The following is a 21,183-nucleotide window of genomic DNA, read 5'->3' on the forward strand; positions in this document are numbered from 1 at the left end:
AGCGTAACGCGGGTGGTTTGATGCAATCAATCGACAAGGAGATAGCAGATGAAAAAACTTACCGCAGTACTGGCCGTGTGTAGTCTGGCATTTACCCTGACTGCCTGTTCTAGCAATTACGTGATGCATACCAATGATGGACGCACCATTGTGGCTGCCGGCAAGCCTAAAGTCGATAATGATACCGGCATGATCAGCTATAAAGATGCGAATGGCAACGAGCAGCAAATCAACCGCTCTGATGTCAAAGAAATGGTTGAGTCAGGCAAATAAGCAGCAAAAAAAAGCACCGCAGTTTGCGGTGCTATTTAAAAATCACTATGGACAGACAGGGTAAATCTACAGGAATTAAGAGTTTGATCCGCAATCGTCGGATCAAAAATTGCAAACACAACATCACGACCACAAGCCAAAAGCTTTCAGAAAATCTGCGAACTCACTCACAAATCTAAAAACTTTTCGTTCCGGCTCAGGAAGTGCAGCAACTATAGGTATTTGCTGGAGGTTCCTCAACGGACAAATTATAATGTCTCGGATTAAAAATTCTAATACGTAAGCGCCTGGTATTAGCCTGTGTATTTTTCGCCGCTCCGGATACGGAAAACCATGTCGAAACGCCTTCCTCCTCTCAACGCACTGCGTGTTTTTGATGCAGCTGCGCGCCATTTAAGCTTTACCAAAGCTGCTGAAGAGCTGTTTGTCACCCAGGCTGCGGTAAGCCATCAGATTAAATCTCTGGAAGATTTTTTGGGGTTAAAGCTGTTTCGCCGGAGGAATCGTTCGTTGTTACTGACCGAAGAAGGACAAAGCTACTATCTCGATATCAAAGAGATTTTCTCGGCGATCAACGAAGCGACCCGCAAACTACAGGCGCGCAGTGCCAAGGGTGCGCTGACCGTCAGTTTACTGCCGAGCTTTGCCATTCAATGGCTGGTTCCCCGCCTCTCCAGCTTTAATGTGGCTTATCCGGGAATCGACGTGCGTATTCAGGCGGTTGACCGGGACGAAGAGAAACTGGCCGATGATGTCGACGTGGCGATTTTTTACGGACGGGGTAACTGGCCTGGCCTGCGGGTTGAGAAACTCTATGCCGAATATCTGCTGCCGGTCTGTTCGCCGTCGCTAATGACCGGGGATAATCCGCTGAAAACGCCGATGGATCTGTCGCGGTTTACCCTGCTGCATGATGCCTCCCGCCGTGACTGGCAATCTTATATCCGGCAGCTGGGGCTGCAGCATATCAATGTGCAGCAGGGGCCGATCTTCAGCCACAGCGCCATGGTATTGCAGGCGGCGATTCATGGTCAGGGCGTGGCGCTGGCGAATAACGTCATGGCGCAGAGCGAAATAGAAGCCGGACGATTAATCTGCCCGTTTAACGATGTATTAGTCAGTAAAAACGCTTTTTATCTGGTTTGTCATGACAGTCAGGCAGAACTGGGTAAAATAGCCGCCTTCCGACAGTGGATCCTGGCAAAAGCCGCAACCGAACAAGAAAAATTCCACTTTCGTTACCAATAATAACGTCTTGATTTATTTGCATTACGATGCAAAAGGACTCTGAGGATCGGTTAATGTCCAGTCGTGCCATGTTTGTTTTTGCTGCGATCAGCGGATTTCTGCTGGTGGCTTTTGGCGCATTCGGTGCCCACGTTCTAAGTCAGTCGCTTGGCGCGGCTGAAATGGCCTGGATTCATACCGGGCTGGAATATCAGGCTTATCATACCTTAGCGGTGATGGGACTGGGGGCCGCAATGTTACGCCGTGCCAATATCTGGTTTTACTGGAGCAGCGCGCTGATGGCGCTCGGCACCGTGCTGTTTAGTGGCAGCCTCTATTTTCTGGCGCTGTCACATCTGAAGTTTTGGGTTTTTATCACACCAGTGGGCGGAGTCTGTTTCCTCGCCGGTTGGGTATTGATGTTGATTGGCGCGCTGCGTCTTAAACGAAAGGCAGAACGCCATGAATAAAGTTTTACTCTATTGTCGTCCCGGTTTCGAAAAAGAGTGTGCTGCGGAAATCAGCGCCAAAGCGGCTGAAAGTGAAATCTACGGCTTTCCACGGGTTAAAGATGACTCCGGCTACGTGCTGTTTGAGTGCTATCAGTTTGAAGACGCTGAGCGGCTGGCGCGTGAGTTGCCGTTTGACGAACTGATTTTTGCCCGTCAAATACTGGTTGTCGGCGAAATGCTACGTGACCTGCCGCAGGAAGATCGCATTACCCCGATTGTCGGTATGCTGACCGGCGTGGTGGAGAAGGGCGGCGAACTGCGTGTTGAAGTGCCGGACACCAACGAAGCAAAAGAGCTGACAAAATTCTGTCGCAAGTTCACCGTGCCGCTGCGCGCGGCACTGCGTGAAAGCAAGATCTTACTGAACTACGAAAGCCCGAAACGCCCGGTGGTACATGTGTTTTTCATCGCGCCGGGCACCTGCTACGTCGGCTATTCCATCAGGGAAAACAGCTCGCCATTTTACATGGGTATTCCACGGCTCAAGTTCCCCTCCGATGCGCCAAGTCGTTCTACCCTTAAGCTGGAAGAGGCGTTTCACGTCTTTATTCCTGCGGATGAGTGGGATGAGCGTTTAGCCAGCGGCATGTACGCCGTAGACCTCGGTGCCTGCCCGGGTGGCTGGACTTATCAGCTGGTCCAGCGCAGCATGATGGTCTATGCGGTGGACAACGGACCGATGGCCCCGAGCCTGATGGATACGGGCCAGGTGATGCACGAAAAGGCCGATGGATTTAAATTTCGTCCGCCACGCACTAACATCAGCTGGCTGGTATGTGACATGGTGGAGAAACCGGTACGCGTGGCTAACCTGATGACCGACTGGCTGGTCAACGGCTGGTGCCGTGAGGCGATCTTCAACCTTAAATTGCCTATGAAAAAGCGTTATGAAGAGGTGACGCAGAATCTGGCAATGATGCAGGAACGGTTTGATGAGAATGGCATTAACGTACAGATTCGCGCCCGCCAGCTCTATCACGACCGCGAAGAGGTGACGGTACATGTGCGCCGTATCTGGGCGGCTGCCGGTGGTCGTCGCGACGAACGTTAATCGCCGGGCTGAGTGCAACCGCACTCAGCCGGTATAACGCAGCGTATTCAGGTTCCCCTGCAACACCAGATTCCGCTTCAGGGTTGCCACCTGACGGCTGATCTCTGCCATCTGCTGACCCTCAGTGAGTTTTTCCCGCCATTTGGCTGGCACCTGGTTCAGGTTCTGATAGATCCCTTCAAGTGTGTGAAATTCTGCCAGCAACTGTTTCGCGCTTTTCGGGCCGATGCCGGTGATGCCCGGAATTTTGCTGCTGCTGATGCCGCATAACCCCCAGTAATCGGGTAACTGCTGTGGGGGTACGCCAAATTCAGCCTCGATAAAGGGCAGATCGAGCCAGCGTTTCTGAAAGTAGTCGCGGATGAAAATCTCAGGTGCCAGCAGCTGACAGTAGCCTTTGTCAGTGGAAACGATGGTGGCCTGATGTCCGGCCTGGGCCATTTTCACTGCCAGCGTTGCCGCTAAATCATCCGCCTCATCCTCGCCCGCTATCCAGCAGCCTACGCCTGCGGCGCGAAAAGCCGCTTGTAACGCCGGCATCTCCGCCTGTAAATCGTCTGGCATCGGCGGGCGGCCGCTTTTGTAATCGGGTAGCAGTTGATGACGCCAGCCCTGATGACGTGCTTCGCCATCAAATACCGCCACAGCGTGGGTCGGACGAGTGTGACCCAATACCTGGCGCAGCGCGGCCACGCAGCCTTCGACACAAGGTGAGCCTTGCACCGCATGGAGACGGCGTATCAGATTCAACGCGTCAATAATAACAAGATGAAGAGCCATGAGCGTATGGGCAGCCCAGGGGCTGCCTCCTGGTTTATTTGATTATTTCGTAGCAGGGGATGTAGGCGGTGCCCGGCAGTTTCATGCGTTGCTGTGCGACGAATCCCTGCAGCAGCTCATCCATGCGATGCATGATGGCGGGATCGCCATGCAGTTTGTAACGTCCCTTTTCACGGATTTCGCGGATGCCCATCTCTTTAACGTTACCGGCAACGATGCCTGAGAAGGCACGGCGCAGGTCGGCAGCCAGTTTCTCGGGTGGCTGGTTAGTGTAAAGATTGAGGTTCGCCATATTTTCATGGGTTGGCAGGAACGGCACCTGCAAGTCGGGTTCAATGCGAATCGACCAGTTAAAGCTATAAGCATCGCCGGTTTCGCGCCGATTCTCTTTTACCTGCGGCATCGCTTTCTTCATCAGACGCGCCACTTCTGCCGCATCGTTGATGATAATCTGATAATGCTTACGTGCCTGTTCACCCAGCGTATTAACAATGAAGTCATCCAGCACGCGGAAGTAATCGGCGCTCTCTTCCGGTCCGGTCAGAATCAGTGGTAAAACCTGATCATTGTTCTGCGGATTCATCAGAATGCCCAGCAGATAGAGCAGCTCTTCTGCAGTGCCTACGCCGCCGGGGAAAATGATGATGCCATGAGCGATGCGCACAAAAGCTTCCAGACGTTTTTCAATGTCCGGCATGATGATCAGCTCATTCACCAGCGGATTCGGCGGTTCAGCCGCAATGATTGAGGGCTCCGTCAGGCCGATAAAGCGGCTGTCACGATAGCGCTGCTGAGCATGACCTACAGCAGCCCCTTTCATCGGTGCTTCCATCACTCCCGGCCCGCAGCCGGTACAGATGTTCAGTTCGCGTAGTCCAAGCTGCGTACCGACATTGCGACAATACTGATACTCAACGGCGTTGATCGAGTGCCCGCCCCAGCAGACTACGGTGTTGGGATATTCGCCGATGTGCAGTGCCCGCGCATTACGCAGAATGGAAAACACGGTGTTGGTGATCGTGGCGGAATCGTTCTCTTCGGCCGCGGTGAACCGACCCGGCATGTTAAGCTGGCCGCTGACAAACAGGATGTCACGCAGCACCGCAAACAGATTAGCCTGCAGTGAACGGATGATTCGGCCATCCACAAACGCCTCTTCCGGTGGATTGATCAGTTCGAGTTTGACGCCGCGCTCACGGCGCAGCACATTGATGTCGAAGTTTTCAAAGCGGGAAAGCAGTTCGTGGCTGCTGTCAGTCTGGCTACCGGAGTTGAGCACCGCCAGAGAGCAATTGCGGAATAGCTGGTAGAGGTCGCTGCTGGCTGTGCGCTTGAGCATATCGACTTCCAGCTGCGAGAGCAGATCCATTGAGCCAAGAGGGCTGATATGGGTAATCAAATGAACTCCTTTACACCCGCCTGGGTGCGTGTTGGCACTGCAACGGCAGTGACGAAAATCCCTGGTCGGCAACCCACAGGTTACCTCTATCACCAGAGTAGCTTTGTCGGCCCGCATAGCTCAAGCGGAACTGCGCTTACTGCACGCAACCTGCGAGAAGTCTCGCAAACTACTGGCGGACCAGCCGCGAAAAACCGGGTGAGAAGTGCACATTGGTGCGCCACGGGTTGATATCCAGCCCGCCACGGCGGGTGTAGCGCGCATAGACCGTCAGCGCTTCTGGATGACAGAAACGCATCACATCGTTGAAGATACGCTCGACACACTGCTCGTGAAATTCGTTGTGCTGGCGAAATGAGACCAGATAGCGCAGCAGCGCTTCACGGTCAATACGCGGACCTTGATAACGGATCATCACTGAGCCCCAGTCGGGCTGATGTGTAATCAGGCAGTTTGACTTGAGCAGGTGGCTGACCAGCGTCTCTTCAACGATTTCGCTGCCTATAGCATCAGCCAGATAGTCAGCATTAAAGCGATAATCCTCTATTGCGATATCCTGCTCATCAATACAGCAACCCTCAAATTGACCGATGGGCTGACCTTCCACTTCATTAAGACGAAACAGCGCAACCCGTGCTTGACCTTCAGCACAGGCACTCAGGTCACGTTCCAGCGTCTGACGGACCTCGCCCCAGTCGGTAAAGCGGGTCTGATTGAAACTGTTAAGGTAGAGTTTGAAACTTTTCGACTCGATAAGATTGCGGCTCTGCGCATCGAGTACGACTTCGCCAACGGCGACCTGTGGCAGACCTTTGCTGTTGAGCCAGGAGAGTTCATACAGCGTCCAGATATCGCTGCCGGTGAAGGGCAGACTATCGGGAAACAGGCCAAGAGGTTCACGGTTCAGGCTACGTGGTACCGACTGCAGTAAGCTGTTGTCATAATGATCGTGATAGGCTGTGGATTTGCCCAGCGTCAGGTTGCTGAGTGCCTGATTCTGTTCGTCAGTAGTCATTGCGGTTACCACCAAAATTAATCAAAGTGGCTAAGTGTAACCCATCAGAAGTGAGAATATGAATGATGCAGCAAACTGCCGCCGCGTTGCGCGACTTTACCACCCGATACTGCCAGCACTGGCTGCAGGAGGTTGGCCATGCGCCGGCCAGTAGCGATCTCTATGGCGTGCCCTCGCCCTGTGCACTGGAGGATCGCGACCAGCGGGTAGTCTGGCAGCCGCAGCCTTTTAGTCTGCCACCGACGCTCGATGCGGTTGAGCGGGCGATCGACATCCAACTCCAGCCGCCCATCACTGATTTCTATACCACGCAGTTTGCCGGGGATATGCAGGCCAGTTTTGGTGAGAATCACCTGACACTTCTGCAAGTGTGGAGTGAAGATGATTTCCTGCGGTTACAGGAGAATCTGATTGGGCATCTGGTGATGCAGCGTCGCCTCAAACAGTCGCCTACGCTGTTTATTGCCACTACTGATTCAGAGCAGGAGATCATCTCCCTTTCTAACCTCAGCGGCGAAGTGATTCTGGAGCAGCCTGGTCGTAAACAGCGTGTTGTGCTCGCAGAAAACCTTGAGATATTTCTTAAGACATTACAACCGTTTATCATCTGAATTGCAGTTATTTGCCGGTTGCCTTGTGAGATATCTCTTACATATGCTGTGAGAGATCGCCATATAACACTTGAGACATCTGGAAGGCTAAGATGTAAAAATATTGTGAATCATCAACTTAATGGCCTTTTTCTGAATTTGCTCAGCAAATTTCGTAAAGTTTCCCTGTAAGTCCCTTGTGCGCGTAACGAGTTCTGTCAAAATGTTTCCCACTGCAGGATGCTTAGGAAAAAAGTTATCGTCAGGATGACGATAAGCCATGAGGCAGGAACGTAACGGAGCTTACGGCACACGGAAGGTTTCAGGATGAAACAGGACAGCTCAGGATTGAGCAAGGGACACCTCCAGGATGGAGAATGAGAGCCCCTCAGAAGAGGTGGTGGGCCAGGAGGCTAAGGATACATCAGGACGATGCGCGACAGGAGTTCGCATGGGACAAGTTGTCATGGAAGAGCAGGGAGCATTAACGTAGCGGGATGGCTGCAAACGAACCGGGAGCACTGTTAATACAGTGCTCCCTTTTTTTTGTGCCTGTGCCAACAAATGATATGCTTGCCGCCCATTTTTGACTGCTCGCTGGAGGTGGCGCATGACGCCTGAACAATTGATTACGCAACGGCTGGAGCAACTGGAAGCGGTGATGCGTGAGCACCATCTCTGGCAAAGTACGCCTCCGGCCGAGGGCGCACTTGATAGCCGTGAACCCTTTTGCCTGGATACGCTTGAGCCGCTGCAGTGGCTCCAGTGGGTCTTAGTCCCCCGGATGCATGCCCTGATTGCTGCTCATCATCCGTTACCGCAAAACTTTGCCGTTGCACCGTACTACGAGATGGCGCTGGTGCCTGACCAGCCCGGCATTGCACCGCTGCTGCTGACCCTGCGTCAGCTTGATGCGTTGATCAAGGATGCAGCCCACTGATGCTGGAGATACTCTATCAGGATGAGTGGCTGGTTGCCGTCAACAAGCCCAGCGGCTGGCTGGTTCATCGTAGCTGGCTGGATCGGCATGAAACGGTGTTTGTCATGCAGACCGTTCGCGATCAGATTGGACAGCATGTGTTTACTGCGCATCGTCTGGACAAACCTACCTCAGGCGTACTGCTGATGGGGCTTTCCAGTGAAGTCGGACATCTGCTTTCTCTGCAGTTCGAACAGCATCAGATGCAGAAAACCTACCACGCTGTGGTACGCGGGTGGCTGGAAAGCGGCGGAACGCTCGATTACCCGCTGGTCGAAGAGCGGGATAAAATTGCTGACAAGCACGCCACTGAAGCGCGCACCGCACAGCCCGCCGTCACCGATTATCAGTCACTGGCGACGGTCGAGATGCCGGTCGGCATTGGCCGCTATCCCACTTCGCGTTACAGCCTGGTTGAAATGGCCCCTAAAACCGGTCGCAAGCATCAGCTGCGTCGTCATATGTCGCACCTGCGTCATCCGATTATTGGCGATTCGGCGCACGGTGATCTGCGCCAGAACCGGGGCGCCGCCGAACACTTTGGCGCTAATCGCCTGATGCTACATGCCAGCAGCCTGGCACTGACCCATCCGGTGACCGGTGAACCTTTGCTGTTACGCGCGGGACTGGATAGCGTCTGGCAGAATCTGATGAACCAGTTTGGCTGGCAGGATCGCATTCCAGAGGTGCCGCGGGTTGAGTTTGACGCAGCGCCAGGACAGGATAACGTTTCAGAATAAGGGAGAAAGCAGATGGCAAAGATTGGCATTTTTGTGGGTACGGTATATGGCAATGCGCTGCTGGTAGCAGAAGAAGCGGAGCCGTTACTGCAGCAGCAGGGTCACAGCGTCACCGTGTTTGACGATCCGACGCTGGCGGACTGGCAGAACGCTGCCAGCGACGTGGCGTTAATCATCACCTCAACCACCGGGCAGGGCGATTTTCCCGACACAATTTCTGGTTTGTTCCATGCGGTTAAAGATAAGCTCGGTCATCAGCCCGCATTGCGTTACGGCGTGATTGCGCTGGGTGACAGCAGTTACGACCATTTTTGTGGCGCGGGTAAAGCTTTCGATGCGCTGCTGCAGGAGCAGGGCGCGCAGCGGATTGGTGAGGTGTTACTGGTTGATGCCACTGAAAATCCTGAGCCGGAAGCAGTGACCTCTCCGTGGGTTGAAGCCTGGGGCGCGCAGCTTTGATAGCGACGCCAGGCTTATCTCTGCTTTAGCAGCATAAGGATAAGCCTGGCGTGTGCGCACGGCGCTGTCAGGTAACCGGTGCCGGGTTAAACACCGCCAGTTGATTACGGATGCCCCAGCGATCGGACCAGGTCTGCTTCCTGCCACTGGCGATATCCAGAATCAACTCAAACAGCCGCCAGCCCACCTGCTCAATACTCTCTTCACCGGTCGCAATCGTCCCGGCATTGATGTCCATCAGATCGTACCAGCGCTCTGCCAGCGCATTACGCGTCGCCATCTTGATCACCGGAATGGCTGCCAGACCGTAAGGCGTACCGCGACCGGTGGTGAATACCTGCAGGGTGATACCCGATGCCAGTTGCTGTGTACCGCAGACAAAATCGCTGGCGGGTGTCGCGGCGTAGATCAATCCACGTCGCGTGGGGCGCTGGCCGGGAGAGAGCACTTCAACAATGGCGCTGCGCCCCGATTTTGCGATCGACCCCAGCGCTTTTTCCACCACGTTCGCCAGCCCACCTTTTTTATTGCCCGGCGATGGATTCGCGCTGCGATCGGTCTGGCCCTGGTCGAGGTAGTTGTCGTACCAGGCCATCTCCTCAAGTAAGCGCTTACCGACTTCCTGATTAATCACCCGCGGCGTCAGCAGGTGAATCGCATCACGCACTTCAGTCACTTCAGAGAACATTACGGTGGCACCACAGCGCACCAGCAGATCGGACGCGAAGCCCACCGCCGGATTCGCCGTCACGCCAGAGAACGCATCACTGCCACCACACTGCATGCCGACAATCAGTTCTGCAGCGGAGCAGGTTTCGCGCTGACGCCGATTCAGCCGCTGGAGATGACGCTCCGCCACCTGCAGAATCTCATTCACCATCGCACCAAAGCCCACCAGTTTCTCATCCTGCAAACGCACGATGTCATGGTCGTCCAGTGAAATCGCCTGCACGTCAGGCGAGCCGGTCAGCAGGCGCTCCGGCTGTAACTTTTCACAGCCGAGGCTGACGATCATCACTTCGCCACCAAAATTCGCATTCAGTGCCAGGTTGTGAATGGTGCGAATCGGCACCACCGCAGCGGGTGCATTGATCGCCACGCCACAACCATAGAGATGATTCAGGGCGACCACGCCATCCACATTCGGATAGCGTGGCAGTAAATCCCGTTCAATGATCTGTACGACATGATCTACCACTCCCGCCACGCAGTGGACGCTGGTGGTGATGCCAAGCAGGTTACGCGTGCCCACGCTGCCATCCGCATTGCGGTAACCTTCAAAGGTATAGCCCTCCAGCGGCGGCAAATCAGGGGGAACCTGAGTGGCTAACGGCAGGCTCGACAGCGGAGGCGCCTCGGGTAGCGCCACCAGAGACTCATCAATCCAGCTGCCCCGGGCAATATCCCGCAGCGCAAAGCCAATCACTTCGCCATAACGCACGATCTCAGCACCCTGGTTAATCGCGCGCAGCGCCACTTTGTGGCCCTGCGGCACATGTTCAGTGAGTGTCAGACCATCTGCAAACTGCGTACCGGCTGGCAGACCCAGGCTATTGACCACAATTGCCACATTGTCGTGCTCATGGACTTTGATATAGAGCGGTTGTTCATCTGATTTAGGGTTCATCGCTCACCTTCCTGTCTGTCGTACCGTACTTGTGCGGCACGCTGTCATGATCTGATCTGTCACATGCATAGTGTTTGCCAGCTTCAGTATAGGGAGGCAGGGCGAGTCGCGCATTGTGCAAATGACCACCATTAAGACAATTCACCTTGCTGTTTTGGGTCGATTATCCAAAAACAAGTGAAGATCCTCACAAACAGCGGGGGAAAGTGTTAACTGAGGCGGAATTCGCAAAGGTATTTACCACTTTCGTGAGCCATCCCGCAGGGTTTTGTGCATCCGCCAGATAATAAGTTCAGCGCATCGGTAATTCCAGGGCGAAGCGCCAATGTGATCGCCACAGGCTGTTCTTATACTGAATTCCGTTAGCCCAAAGTCAGGTTATCTGTCACGACGTATTACTCATCCGCAGCGGCGGCAAAGGTGCATTACCGGCCGCGGCGGCCAGCTGCCGGATGGATAAATAAAAGTTTGCCAAAACAAAAAGATCGCCGTGTTAACCCAACTTCTCTCTGATACCCAACGCGATGTGTATGCAGTCAGAGCGAATGTAGCTCACGCTATATTTCAGGAGTGCATCATGAATAGTTTCAGCCAGACCGCGGAAGCGGTGCAGAAACGCACCAATGCCCGTTACTGGATTGTGGTGATGTTATTTATCGTCACCTCATTCAACTACGGTGACCGCGCCACCATTTCGATTGCCGGTTCGGCGATGTCCAAAGATATCGGCCTCGATTCGGTCGGACTGGGCTATATCTTCTCTGCTTTCTCATGGGCGTATGTTATCGGGCAGATTCCGGGCGGCTGGCTGCTCGACCGTTTCGGCTCTAAACGCGTCTATTTCTGGAGCATCTTTACCTGGTCGCTGTTTACGCTGCTGCAGGGCTTCGTCGATCTGTTCAGCGGCTTCGGCATCATCATGTCGCTGTTTATCCTGCGCTTCCTGGTGGGGCTGGCTGAAGCGCCTTCCTTCCCTGGCAACAGCCGGATTGTAGCCGCCTGGTTCCCGGCGCAGGAGCGCGGCACGGCGGTGGCGATCTTCAACTCCGCGCAATACTTCGCCACCGTGATTTTTGCACCCATCATGGGCTGGCTGGTCTCTGAAGTGGGCTGGGCGCACGTATTCTGGTTCATGGGCGGCCTGGGCATCATCCTCAGCTTCATCTGGCTGAAAGTGATCCACGATCCCACCGATCACCCTGGCGTGAATAAAGCTGAACTGGAGTATATGGAGCAAGGCGGCGCGTTGACCAACATGGATGTCAAGAAAGATAGCCGCAAAGTGAGCTGGAGCGAGAAGTGTTTCCAGATCAAACAGCTGCTGACCTCACGCATGATGTTGGGTATCTACCTCGGTCAATATTGTGTCAATGCCTTAACCTACTTTTTTATCACCTGGTTCCCGGTCTATCTGGTGCAGGCACGCGGCATGTCGATCCTTAAAGCGGGTTTTATAGCTTCGATTCCGGCGGTGTGCGGCTTCCTTGGCGGCGTACTGGGCGGGGTGATCTCTGACTGGCTGATGCGTAAAACTGGCTCACTGAATATCGCGCGTAAAACGCCAATCGTACTCGGCATGCTGCTTTCCATCTCAATGGTGATGTGCAACTACACCGATACCGAATGGGTGGTGGTGTTCTTCATGGCACTGGCATTCTTTGGTAAAGGAATCGGTGCGTTGGGTTGGGCGGTGATGGCGGATACCGCACCGAAAGAGATCAGCGGTCTGAGCGGCGGTCTGTTCAACATGTTTGGTAATCTTTCCGGCATCGTGACCCCTATCGCCATCGGTTACATCATTGCCACCAGCGGATCTTTTGAAGGTGCGCTGGTCTATGTCGGTCTTCATGCCTTTGTCGCCGCATTCAGCTTCCTGGTGATTGCGGGGGATATTAAACGTGTCGAACTAAAATCCTGGCCCGGTAAGGACGCATCATGAATACGCAAAGTTCGCCGGTGATTACTGAGATGCAGGTTATCCCGGTCGCCGGTTACGACAGCATGCTGCTCAATATTGGCGGTGCGCACAACGCCTGTTTTACCCGCAACATTGTGGTGCTCACCGATAGCGCCGGTCACACCGGTGTTGGTGAAGCACCCGGCGGCGACACCATTTATCAGACGCTGGTGGCGGCGATTCCTCAGGTTAAAGGGCAGCAGATTGCCCGAATGAATCGTCTGGTGCAGCAGGTGCACAAGGGGAACCAGTCGGCTGATTTCACGACGTTTGGTAACGGGGCCTGGACTTTTGAGCTGCGGGTCAATGCTGTAGCCGCACTGGAAGCGGCACTGCTCGACCTGCTGGGACAATGCCTGGGCGTGCCGGTGGCTGAACTGTTGGGGCCAGGTAAACAGCGTGATGAAGTCACGGTGCTGGGCTATCTGTTCTATCTTGGCGACCGCTGCAAAACCAATTTGCCCTATCTCTGTGGTGAGCAAGCCAGTCACGACTGGTATCACCTTCGTCATCAGGAAGCGCTGACCAGCGATGCTGTGGTGCGGCTGGCTGAGGCGGCTGCGGATAAATATGGCTTTAAAGATTTCAAGCTCAAAGGGGGGGTGCTGCCGGGCGAACAGGAGATTGCCACGGCGGCGGCGCTGAAGCAGCGCTTTCCCGAAGCCCGCATTACGGTTGACCCGAACGGAGCCTGGCTGCTGGACGAGGCGATAGCACTTTGTAAAGGAATGCAGGATGTGCTGAGCTACGCTGAAGATCCGTGCGGCGCAGAGCAGGGCTATTCAGGGCGTGAAGTGATGGCCGAGTTCCGGCGTGCCACTGGCCTGCCGGTAGCCACCAATATGATCGCCACCAACTGGCGCGAGATGAATCACGCCGTAATGGTCAATGCAGTCGATATTCCGCTGGCGGATCCTCACTTCTGGACGCTGAGCGGTGCCGTACGGGTCGCACAGCTGTGCGATGAGTGGGGCCTCACCTGGGGGTGTCACTCTAATAACCACTTTGATATTTCGCTGGCGATGTTCACCCATGTGGGTGCGGCGGCGCCAGGCAACCCTACCGCGATTGATACCCACTGGATCTGGCAGGAGGGCGATCAGCGCCTGACGAAAAATCCGCTGCAAATCCGCAACGGGAAAATTGCCGTGCCGGATGCGCCTGGCCTGGGCATTGCGCTCGACTGGGAGCAGGTAAACAAAGCCAATCAGCTTTATCAGTCACTGCCCGCCGGTGCGCGTAATGACGCTACGGCGATGCAATATCTGGTCCCCGGCTGGACATTTGATCGCAAACGCCCGGCATTTGGCCGTGCAACAGCATAAGGAGCAGGAGATGAGTTCAACACCGAAAGTCACCGCCATGCAGGTTATTCCGGTTGCAGGCTATGACAGCATGCTGCTGAACCTCAGTGGCGCTCATTCGCCATTCTTTACTCGCAACATTGTGATTATCAAAGATAACGCCGGACATACTGGCGTCGGCGAAATCCCCGGCGGCGAGAAAATTCGCCAGACGCTGGAAGATGCCGCCTCGCTGGTGATCGGCAAAACGCTGGGTGAGTACAAAAATACCCTCAGCCTGGTGCGCAGCACCTTTGCCGACCGCGATGCGGGCGGGCGTGGCAACCAGACTTTTGATCTGCGCACCACTATCCATGTGGTGACCGGTATTGAAGCGGCGCTGCTGGATCTGCTGGGCCAGCACCTGGGCGTTAACGTCGCCTCGTTGCTGGGTGACGGACAACAGCGCGACCGCGTTGAGATGCTCGGCTACCTGTTCTACATCGGCGATCGCAATAAAACCTCGCTCTCTTATCAGAACCAGCAGAGCGATCCGTGCGACTGGTATCGCCTGCGCCACGAAGAGGCGCTTACCCCGGATACGGTGGTGCGTCTGGCTGAAGCGGCATATGAGAAATATGGCTTCAACGACTTCAAACTCAAAGGCGGCGTGCTGCGCGGCGGCGAAGAGGCTGAAGCCGTCACGGCACTGGCAAAACGTTTTCCTGAAGCCCGCATCACCCTCGATCCCAACGGGGCCTGGTCGCTCAACGAAGCGATCATGCTCGGCAAACAGCTTAAAGATGTGCTGGCTTACGCGGAAGATCCCTGTGGCGCGGAGCAGGGCTACTCCGGCCGTGAAGTGATGGCGGAGTTCCGCCGCGCCACCGGCATGCCAACTGCCACCAATATGATCGCCACCGACTGGCGTCAGATGGGCCATACCCTGTCGCTGCAGTCGGTGGACATTCCGCTGGCTGACCCACACTTCTGGACCATGCAGGGCTCGGTGCGGGTAGCGCAGATGTGTCACGACTTCGGCCTGACATGGGGCTCCCACTCCAATAACCACTTCGACATTTCGCTGGCGATGTTCACCCATGTTGCCGCCGCCGCGCCGGGCGTGATCACCGCCATTGATACCCACTGGATTTGGCAGGAGGGCAATCAGCGCCTGACCAAAGAGCCATTCCAGATCAAAGGTGGCATGGTGCAGGTGCCGCAGAAGCCCGGTCTCGGCGTTGAGCTGGATATGGATCAGGTGATGCAGGCCAATGCGCTCTATCAGAAGCAGGGGCTGGGTGCGCGTGACGATGCCGAAGCGATGCAATTTTTAGTGCAGGGATGGACCTTCGACAATAAACGTCCGTGCCTGGTACGTTAACCTTTCTGGCTTCCTCTGTGGAGCCATCGTCACAGGAGTTCAACCATGAGTAATGCAGCCTGGCCAAATGGATTTCGTCGCCGCCTGTTAGCGGGCGATACCCTGATTGGCAGCTGGTGCGCGCTGGCCAATCCCGTCTCTACTGAAATCCTGGGGCTGGCCGGTTTCGACTGGCTGGTACTGGATGGAGAACACGCGCCCAATGATATCACTACCTTTGTGCCGCAGCTGATGGCGCTGAAAGGAAGCCCTAGCGCGCCTGTGGTGCGGCCGCCCTGCAATGAACCGGTCATCATTAAGCGTCTGCTGGATATCGGGTTTAACAACTTCCTGGTGCCGTTTGTCGAGTCCGAAGAAGAAGCACTGCGTGCCGTCGCCTCAACCCGCTATCCGCCCGCCGGGATTCGCGGTGTCTCTGTGTCGCACCGCAGCAACATGTACGGCACGCTGCCGGATTACAACAGTAGCATTAACGATAACATCACGGTGCTGGTGCAGATCGAAACCCAGCAGGCGGTCGACAACATTGACGCCATCGCGGCGGTTGACGGTGTCGACGGTATCTTTGTCGGGCCGGGCGATCTCTCTGCTGCGCTGGGCTATCTCGGCCAGCCCGCGCATCCTGACGTGCTGAAAGTGATTAAACATATTTTTGAACGTGCCAAAGCCGCCGGTAAGCCGAGCGGCATTCTGGCCCCGGTGGAAGCAGACGCGCGTCGCTATCTGGAGTGGGGAGCCACCTTTGTGGCCGTCGGCAGCGATGTGGGGATGTTCCGCAACGCTTCGCAGGCGTTATGCGACAAATTTAAGCGCTAATCAATCAAGGGGAAACGTAATGAAAATTGGATTTATCGGCCTGGGCATTATGGGCAAACCAATGAGTAAAAATCTGGTGAAAGCCGGGTATTCACTGGTGGTGCGCGATCACAACGCTGACAACGAAGCGGAACTGACTGAACTGGGCGCGACCGTGGCGAAATCGCCAAAAGAGGTGGCTGAGCAGTGTGATGTGGTGATTACCATGGTGCCCAACTCGCCGCAGGTTATTGACGTCTGCCTGGGGAAAAATGGCATTATCGAAGGGGCGAAGCCTGGCCTGGTGGTGATTGACATGAGTTCTATTGCACCGCTGGCGAGCCGTGAAGTCCATGATGCGCTGGCAGAAAAAGGGATAAAAATGTTGGATGCGCCGGTCAGCGGCGGCGAACCCAAAGCGATTGAAGGTACGCTCTCGGTGATGGTTGGCGGTGAGAAAGCGGTGTTTGATCACTGCTACGACATCATGAAATCGATGGCGGGATCGGTGGTGCATACCGGCGACATCGGCGCGGGTAACGTAACGAAGCTGGCCAACCAGGTAATTGTGGCGCTAAATATTGCAGCGATGTCAGAGGCGTTATCGCTAGCGACTAAAGCAGGGGTGAATCCGGAACTGGTCTATCAGGCGATTCGTGGCGGCCTGGCCGGCAGCACGGTCCTGGACGCCAAAGCGCCGATGGTGATGGATCGCAACTTCAAACCCGGCTTCCGTATTGACCTGCATATCAAAGATCTGGCGAACGCGCTGGATACTTCGCACAGCATCGGTGCGCATCTGCCGCTGACGGCGGCGGTAATGGAGATGATGCAAGCGCTGCGTAACGACGGTCAGGGCAACGCCGACCACAGTGCGCTGGCCTGCTATTATGAGAAGTTAGCGAAGGTTGACATCGCCCGCTAAAACCCGGTGCCGATCTCTGCGGGTAGCGGACTGGTTTCAGGGCCGTTTCAATAACTCAACTGTGCTCGGATTGCCTATGAAAATCGTAATCGCACCGGATTCATATAAAGAGAGTTTATCCGCCCTGGATGTGGCATCGGCGATTGAAGCGGGTTTCCGTGACATCTTTCCCGAGGCGCATTACGTGAAAATACCGGTTGCCGATGGCGGCGAAGGAACGGTAGAAGCGATGGTGGCGGCGACGAAGGGAAAAATCGTCAGGCTGAAGGTGACCGGGCCGCTGGGTACGCAGGTCGACGCTTTTTATGGCCTGTCCGGCGATGAGTCCACCGCCTATATCGAAATGGCCGCGGCCAGCGGTCTGGAGCGGGTGCCCGCACCACAGCGTGACCCGATGATAACGACCTCATTTGGCACCGGCGAGTTGATCAGACATGCGCTGGATAAGGGGGTTGGCCACATCATCATTGGTATCGGCGGCAGCGCCACTAATGATGGCGGAGCCGGGATGATGCAGGCGCTGGGCGTCCGGCTGCTGGACGCCAGTGGCAACGAGATTAGTTACGGAGGCGGTGCGCTCTCTGATCTCGCCTCAATTGAAATTGACGCGCTGGATGCCCGCATTCATCAGTGTCGCATTGAAGTGGCCTGTGACGTCACCAATCCGCTGACCGGCAAAGAGGGCGCATCGGCCATTTTTGGTCCGCAAAAAGGGGCGACACCGGCGCTGGTGCAGCAGCTCGATCAGGCGCTGGCCCATTACGCCGCGATTATTCACCGCGATCTCGATATTGATGTGCTGCATATTTCAGGCGGCGGCGCGGCGGGCGGTATGGGGGCGGCGCTGCACGCCTTTTGTCAGGCGGAACTGCGTCGCGGCATTGAGATTGTCACGGAGGCGCTGGGGCTGGCTGAACAGGTTAAAGATGCTGACCTGGTGATTACCGGTGAAGGGCGTATCGACAGCCAGAGTATTAATGGCAAGGTGCCGATTGGAGTCGCCAGCGTCGCAAAGCGCTTTAACAAGCCGGTCATTGGCATCGCCGGAAGCCTGACGGCGGATGTCGGCGTGGTGCATCAGCACGGGATCGATGCGGTGTTCAGCGTACTCTATAGCATTTGTACGCTGGATGAGGCACTTGCCAGTGCCGCAAAGAATGTTGAGATGACCGCGCGTAATGTGGCGGCCACGCTAAAACTGGCCGGGTTTAACTGACCACCAGCCTCACCCGGCCAGTCAATACGGGCCGGATTCAGCCTGTTGTAAAGAGGGCGTCGATACTGAAACTCATGGCTTAAACCGCACGCTCTTTACCGCGCCGGGCCGTGGCTGGATGACCGCTGATGCACGTCCCGGCTAATTTCTGCGATAGCGACAAAATCGGCGGCAGCCGTTGCATGACTTAGCCGATCCCTAAAAGTTGGCGGGCTTCTCTGGCGACATTCTCCATCTCATCCTGCAGCTCCAGCAGTTCCGGCTCCAGCGCGGCGATATCGCTGGCCTGAAGCAGTTCTCTTTCCAGTTGATGACAGAGTTGCTTCATGCGCGGCACGCCGCTGTAGCTGGCACTGCCGTGCAGCTTATGGATAATCTCACGCAGGGCGTTGACCTCATTAGTCGCCATAAACTGCGCCATCTTTGTGTGCACTTCCGGCAAAAACTCCAGCAGCATCTGCAGTAGATCGCGCGCCAGATCGGGTTTATTTGCCGCCTGACGCAGCGCCAGTTGCCAGTCCAGCGTCGGTAATATCGGCAGCAGTTCCGGCACGGACACCACCGGTGGAGGCGTATAGCGTGCCAGCAGTTGTCTTAACTTGCTCTCATCAATGGGCTTGGCCAGATAGTCATTCATGCCCGCCTTGATCAATTGCTCACGTTCGCCATCAATTGCATGAGCGGTCACCGCCACAATGGGCGTACTGGCATGATGGGGCAGAGTGCGAATAATTTCGCTGGCACGGATGCCATCGATGTCAGGCATCTGAATATCCATCAGAATCACATCCAGCGACTGCTGGCGAGCCTCGCGGATGGCATGTTCGGCGCTGTTGCACAGCAGAATGTGCTGCACCTGCTCCTCCAGCAGCGCGCCAATCAGCTTAAGGTTGGCGGGGTTATCATCCACGGCCATCACCGTCAGCGGCAGACGCGGTGAAAGCGGCAATTCACTGACCTGGCGGGTGTGCAGATCCAGTAACATCGGCAGGAGTCGTGTCAGAGAGATCGGTTTAGCGATACAGCCGTCAATGCCGCGTACCCTAAGCTCATCCGCCAGCAACATCATCGGGCTGGGAAGCGCCATCAGGACATTGTCTGCCCTATCCAGCAACCCGTTGATCATGCGCTCATTTAGTAGCTCGGGCTGGCTGATCCCGACCGGCATTGCCATCAGCAGCAGCGGATAGTGTGACGCTTTTAATCCCTCCAGCGTTGCGCTGTAATCGATCTGCAACGGCGTGGCGCTTAACATCTCCAGCGCCGCGTTGGCGACGATGGCATCCGCTTCCACATAGGCGATGCGCGCATGTGACAGCGCATCAAGTACGCGTGGCATGCCAGGCGCATTAGGATTGAGATCCAGCTGCACGCGAATCACAAAGGTAGAGCCCTGATCCGGCTGGCTGCTGAAGGTGATTTCGCCGCCCATCTCCCGCACCAGTTTCTGGGTGATGACCAGCCCCAGTCCGGTACCGCCATGACGCCGTGAAATGCTGGCGTCCGCCTGACGGAACGCCTGAAACAGCTGCGTCTGTTGCTGTTCAGAGATGCCGATACCGCTATCCTCAACCTGAATCTCCAGCTCGACGCGCGTTTGAGTCATTACCCGCTGTCCGACGCGCAGGGCAATGTATCCCTGCTCGGTAAACTTGATGGCGTTACCGATCAGGTTAATCAAAATCTGTTGCAGGCGCAGCGCATCGCCAATCACATTGTCCGGTACGCTACTGTCACACACCACTGTCAGCTCCAGCCCTTTGTCATGCGCTGAAGGGGCCAGCAGCACCAGTGTTTCATCCAGCGTGGCACGTAGCGGGAAGGGGATCGCCTCCAGCATCAGCTTACCTGCCTCCAGTTTCGAAAAATCGAGCACGTCGTTGATAATACTGAGCAGGTTATTTGCAGAGCGCTCAATGGTTTGCATATAGTCGCGCTGGGTGGTGCGCAACTGAGTTTTCAGCATTTGTCGGGTAAAGCCCAGCACGCCGTTAAGCGGCGTTCGCAGCTCATGCGACATATTAGCCAGAAACTCAGATTTGATACGCGCGGCTTCCTGGGCGCGTTTCTTCGCCAGATCCAGCTCGACGTTCTGAATCTCCAGCTGTTCCAGCGTTTCCCGCAGATCGTAGGTTGCCTGGTCGATATTGTGCTGCATCTCTTCGTGATAGGCGGTCAGCGACATCGCCATCGCATTGATACCGTTTTTCAGAATGCTGAGTTCACCCAGCATGTAACCTTCAACGCGGCTGTCGAGTTGGCCGCGACGGATGCGGTCAACAGTGGTGACCATATTGCGGATCGGGCCGGTGACATCGCGCATCAGACGATAGGCAAACAGCATGGCGAGGCAGAGGCAGAAGAGCAGCATCAGCGTAGCGACAAACACCTCTTTATTCTGCTGCAGGCGCACCGACTGCAAATCCAGTTCTATCGCCACATAGCCCAGCGGATTGCCCGATGGCTTGGCATCTTCATCCGGTAATTCATCCACATCGTAACGTTCGGTGGTAATCGGTGTGCGCAGAATCAATATGCTACCGTGACGCTCCATTGAAACATCGTCGGGCAGGGCGCGGATATCATCCTGTTGCAGCAGGCTGAGGTTTTGCTTGTGATTGGAGGTGACGTAAAGCTGGTTTTGGTTATCAAACACCGAGATCGCCCGGACGATACCCGAGTGGCGGCGGTGCAGCAAACTGACCAGTTCACGCATGGCATCACGGTTGTGCCAGGTCATGCTGTATTCGCTGGAGATCGCCAGTGGTTCGATGATATTGGCCCCGGCATCGATCACCTGCCGCTGCAATTCATTGTAGCGGTGCACCACAAAAAATGAGCTGAGCAGCAGGCCAACCATCAGTGTAGGTGCCAGAATTAAAATCATCATTCGCGCCCGCAGGCTGTATTTGGTCATAATAGTCGCCTGGCTACTCCGGCATTAACGTCCCTGTGCATCCTGTCGACAAAA

General features: G+C 55.5%; 19 protein-coding genes. 14 read left to right on the forward strand and 5 right to left on the reverse strand.

All coding sequences use genetic code 11. From position 1 onward, the window contains the following. Positions 1-48: 48 nt before the first annotated feature. The 4 genes from WFO64_RS12030 (at position 49) to rlmM (ending at position 3,063) form a co-directional block, all read left to right on the forward strand. Positions 49-273: a YgdI/YgdR family lipoprotein gene (locus tag WFO64_RS12030; RefSeq protein ID WP_337011952.1), complete on the forward strand. Its 225-nt coding sequence runs from the start codon at positions 49-51 to the stop codon at positions 271-273. Positions 274-606: 333 nt separating this feature from the next. Beyond that, on the forward strand, positions 607-1,521 hold the full coding sequence (locus WFO64_RS12035; protein ID WP_337011953.1) for a transcriptional regulator GcvA: 915 nt from the start codon (positions 607-609) through the stop codon (positions 1,519-1,521). Between the two features lie 53 nt (positions 1,522-1,574). Further along, positions 1,575-1,970, forward strand: a complete 396-nt coding sequence (locus WFO64_RS12040) for a DUF423 domain-containing protein (protein ID WP_337011954.1) — start codon at positions 1,575-1,577, stop codon at positions 1,968-1,970. Next, positions 1,963-3,063 (forward strand): 23S rRNA (cytidine(2498)-2'-O)-methyltransferase RlmM, encoded by a 1,101-nt coding sequence (rlmM, locus tag WFO64_RS12045; protein ID WP_337011956.1) that lies wholly within the window; start codon positions 1,963-1,965, stop codon positions 3,061-3,063. The genes WFO64_RS12040 and rlmM overlap by 8 nt, the downstream gene beginning before the upstream one ends. Before the next feature lie 24 nt (positions 3,064-3,087). Here rlmM and xni read toward each other — a convergent pair whose 3' ends face one another. The 3 genes from xni to queF all read right to left on the reverse strand — a co-directional run bounded on the left by xni (position 3,088) and on the right by queF (position 6,257). Continuing rightward, positions 3,088-3,843 carry a flap endonuclease Xni gene (gene xni / locus WFO64_RS12050; RefSeq protein WP_337011958.1) on the reverse strand — a complete coding sequence of 252 codons (756 nt, stop codon included), beginning with the start codon at positions 3,841-3,843 and terminating at the stop codon, positions 3,088-3,090. Positions 3,844-3,877: 34 nt separating this feature from the next. After that, the gene (gene ppnN / locus WFO64_RS12055) at positions 3,878-5,242 is read right to left on the reverse strand and encodes a nucleotide 5'-monophosphate nucleosidase PpnN (RefSeq protein WP_337011960.1); all 1,365 of its coding nucleotides are present in this window, start codon (positions 5,240-5,242) and stop codon (positions 3,878-3,880) included. A gap of 169 nt (positions 5,243-5,411) precedes the next feature. Continuing rightward, on the reverse strand, positions 5,412-6,257 hold the full coding sequence (gene queF, locus WFO64_RS12060; RefSeq protein ID WP_337011962.1) for an NADPH-dependent 7-cyano-7-deazaguanine reductase QueF: 846 nt from the start codon (positions 6,255-6,257) through the stop codon (positions 5,412-5,414). Between the two features lie 62 nt (positions 6,258-6,319). On the opposite strand from queF, the gene syd reads away from it, so the two are divergent. The 4 genes from syd to WFO64_RS12080 all read left to right on the forward strand — a co-directional run bounded on the left by syd (position 6,320) and on the right by WFO64_RS12080 (position 9,025). Next, the gene (gene syd, locus WFO64_RS12065; RefSeq protein ID WP_337011964.1) at positions 6,320-6,868 is read left to right on the forward strand and encodes a SecY-interacting protein; all 549 of its coding nucleotides are present in this window, start codon (positions 6,320-6,322) and stop codon (positions 6,866-6,868) included. A gap of 589 nt (positions 6,869-7,457) precedes the next feature. Continuing rightward, entirely contained in the window at positions 7,458-7,787 is a 330-nt protein-coding gene (locus tag WFO64_RS12070) for a YqcC family protein (protein ID WP_337011966.1), read from the forward strand. Then, positions 7,787-8,566, forward strand: coding sequence for a tRNA pseudouridine(65) synthase TruC (truC, locus tag WFO64_RS12075; RefSeq protein WP_337011968.1), 780 nt, complete (start codon positions 7,787-7,789; stop codon positions 8,564-8,566). Before WFO64_RS12070 ends, truC begins: the two co-directional genes overlap by 1 nt. Positions 8,567-8,578: 12 nt before the next feature. Next, positions 8,579-9,025 carry a flavodoxin gene (locus WFO64_RS12080; protein ID WP_337011970.1) on the forward strand — a complete coding sequence of 149 codons (447 nt, stop codon included), beginning with the start codon at positions 8,579-8,581 and terminating at the stop codon, positions 9,023-9,025. 67 nt (positions 9,026-9,092) lie between these two features. On the opposite strand, the gene garD is transcribed toward WFO64_RS12080, so the two are convergent. Then, positions 9,093-10,652 carry a galactarate dehydratase gene (garD, locus tag WFO64_RS12085; RefSeq protein WP_337011972.1) on the reverse strand — a complete coding sequence of 520 codons (1,560 nt, stop codon included), beginning with the start codon at positions 10,650-10,652 and terminating at the stop codon, positions 9,093-9,095. 577 nt (positions 10,653-11,229) lie between these two features. Between garD and WFO64_RS12090 the strand changes: the two genes are divergently transcribed. The 6 genes from WFO64_RS12090 to WFO64_RS12115 all read left to right on the forward strand — a co-directional run bounded on the left by WFO64_RS12090 (position 11,230) and on the right by WFO64_RS12115 (position 18,212). Further along, the gene (locus WFO64_RS12090) at positions 11,230-12,591 is read left to right on the forward strand and encodes an MFS transporter (RefSeq protein WP_337011974.1); all 1,362 of its coding nucleotides are present in this window, start codon (positions 11,230-11,232) and stop codon (positions 12,589-12,591) included. Then, on the forward strand, positions 12,588-13,934 hold the full coding sequence (locus tag WFO64_RS12095) for an enolase C-terminal domain-like protein (protein ID WP_337011976.1): 1,347 nt from the start codon (positions 12,588-12,590) through the stop codon (positions 13,932-13,934). Before WFO64_RS12090 ends, WFO64_RS12095 begins: the two co-directional genes overlap by 4 nt. A gap of 10 nt (positions 13,935-13,944) precedes the next feature. Beyond that, positions 13,945-15,276, forward strand: a complete 1,332-nt coding sequence (gene gudD / locus WFO64_RS12100) for a glucarate dehydratase (protein ID WP_337011978.1) — start codon at positions 13,945-13,947, stop codon at positions 15,274-15,276. Between the two features lie 45 nt (positions 15,277-15,321). After that, on the forward strand, positions 15,322-16,092 hold the full coding sequence (gene garL, locus WFO64_RS12105) for a 2-dehydro-3-deoxyglucarate aldolase (RefSeq protein ID WP_337011980.1): 771 nt from the start codon (positions 15,322-15,324) through the stop codon (positions 16,090-16,092). Positions 16,093-16,111: 19 nt separating this feature from the next. Next, the gene (gene garR, locus WFO64_RS12110) at positions 16,112-16,996 is read left to right on the forward strand and encodes a 2-hydroxy-3-oxopropionate reductase (RefSeq protein WP_337011982.1); all 885 of its coding nucleotides are present in this window, start codon (positions 16,112-16,114) and stop codon (positions 16,994-16,996) included. 76 nt (positions 16,997-17,072) lie between these two features. Further along, a complete protein-coding gene (locus WFO64_RS12115; protein ID WP_337011984.1) occupies positions 17,073-18,212 on the forward strand; it encodes a glycerate kinase in 1,140 nt (379 codons plus the stop codon). Between the two features lie 187 nt (positions 18,213-18,399). Here WFO64_RS12115 and barA read toward each other — a convergent pair whose 3' ends face one another. Beyond that, complete coding sequence (gene barA, locus WFO64_RS12120; protein WP_337011986.1) at positions 18,400-21,129, reverse strand: two-component sensor histidine kinase BarA; 2,730 nt, start codon at positions 21,127-21,129, stop codon at positions 18,400-18,402. Positions 21,130-21,183: the final 54 nt, after the last annotated feature.

This window comes from Pantoea sp. AS142, from assembly GCF_037152305.1.
GTDB lineage: Bacteria > Pseudomonadota > Gammaproteobacteria > Enterobacterales > Enterobacteriaceae > Pantoea.

Coding starts and splice junctions, on each gene's coding strand:
- WFO64_RS12035 (WP_337011953.1), top strand. CDS start 607: ATGTCGAAACGCCTTCCTCCTCTCAACGCACTGCGTGTTTTTGATGCA.
- WFO64_RS12115 (WP_337011984.1), top strand. CDS start 17,073: ATGAAAATCGTAATCGCACCGGATTCATATAAAGAGAGTTTATCCGCC.
- WFO64_RS12095 (WP_337011976.1), top strand. CDS start 12,588: ATGAATACGCAAAGTTCGCCGGTGATTACTGAGATGCAGGTTATCCCG.
- WFO64_RS12070 (WP_337011966.1), top strand. CDS start 7,458: ATGACGCCTGAACAATTGATTACGCAACGGCTGGAGCAACTGGAAGCG.
- garR (WP_337011982.1), top strand. CDS start 16,112: ATGAAAATTGGATTTATCGGCCTGGGCATTATGGGCAAACCAATGAGT.
- gudD (WP_337011978.1), top strand. CDS start 13,945: ATGAGTTCAACACCGAAAGTCACCGCCATGCAGGTTATTCCGGTTGCA.
- WFO64_RS12030 (WP_337011952.1), top strand. CDS start 49: ATGAAAAAACTTACCGCAGTACTGGCCGTGTGTAGTCTGGCATTTACC.
- queF (WP_337011962.1), bottom strand. CDS start 6,257: ATGACTACTGACGAACAGAATCAGGCACTCAGCAACCTGACGCTGGGC.
- WFO64_RS12040 (WP_337011954.1), top strand. CDS start 1,575: ATGTCCAGTCGTGCCATGTTTGTTTTTGCTGCGATCAGCGGATTTCTG.
- garD (WP_337011972.1), bottom strand. CDS start 10,652: ATGAACCCTAAATCAGATGAACAACCGCTCTATATCAAAGTCCATGAG.
- barA (WP_337011986.1), bottom strand. CDS start 21,129: ATGACCAAATACAGCCTGCGGGCGCGAATGATGATTTTAATTCTGGCA.
- xni (WP_337011958.1), bottom strand. CDS start 3,843: ATGGCTCTTCATCTTGTTATTATTGACGCGTTGAATCTGATACGCCGT.
- syd (WP_337011964.1), top strand. CDS start 6,320: ATGATGCAGCAAACTGCCGCCGCGTTGCGCGACTTTACCACCCGATAC.
- rlmM (WP_337011956.1), top strand. CDS start 1,963: ATGAATAAAGTTTTACTCTATTGTCGTCCCGGTTTCGAAAAAGAGTGT.
- truC (WP_337011968.1), top strand. CDS start 7,787: ATGCTGGAGATACTCTATCAGGATGAGTGGCTGGTTGCCGTCAACAAG.
- garL (WP_337011980.1), top strand. CDS start 15,322: ATGAGTAATGCAGCCTGGCCAAATGGATTTCGTCGCCGCCTGTTAGCG.
- WFO64_RS12090 (WP_337011974.1), top strand. CDS start 11,230: ATGAATAGTTTCAGCCAGACCGCGGAAGCGGTGCAGAAACGCACCAAT.
- WFO64_RS12080 (WP_337011970.1), top strand. CDS start 8,579: ATGGCAAAGATTGGCATTTTTGTGGGTACGGTATATGGCAATGCGCTG.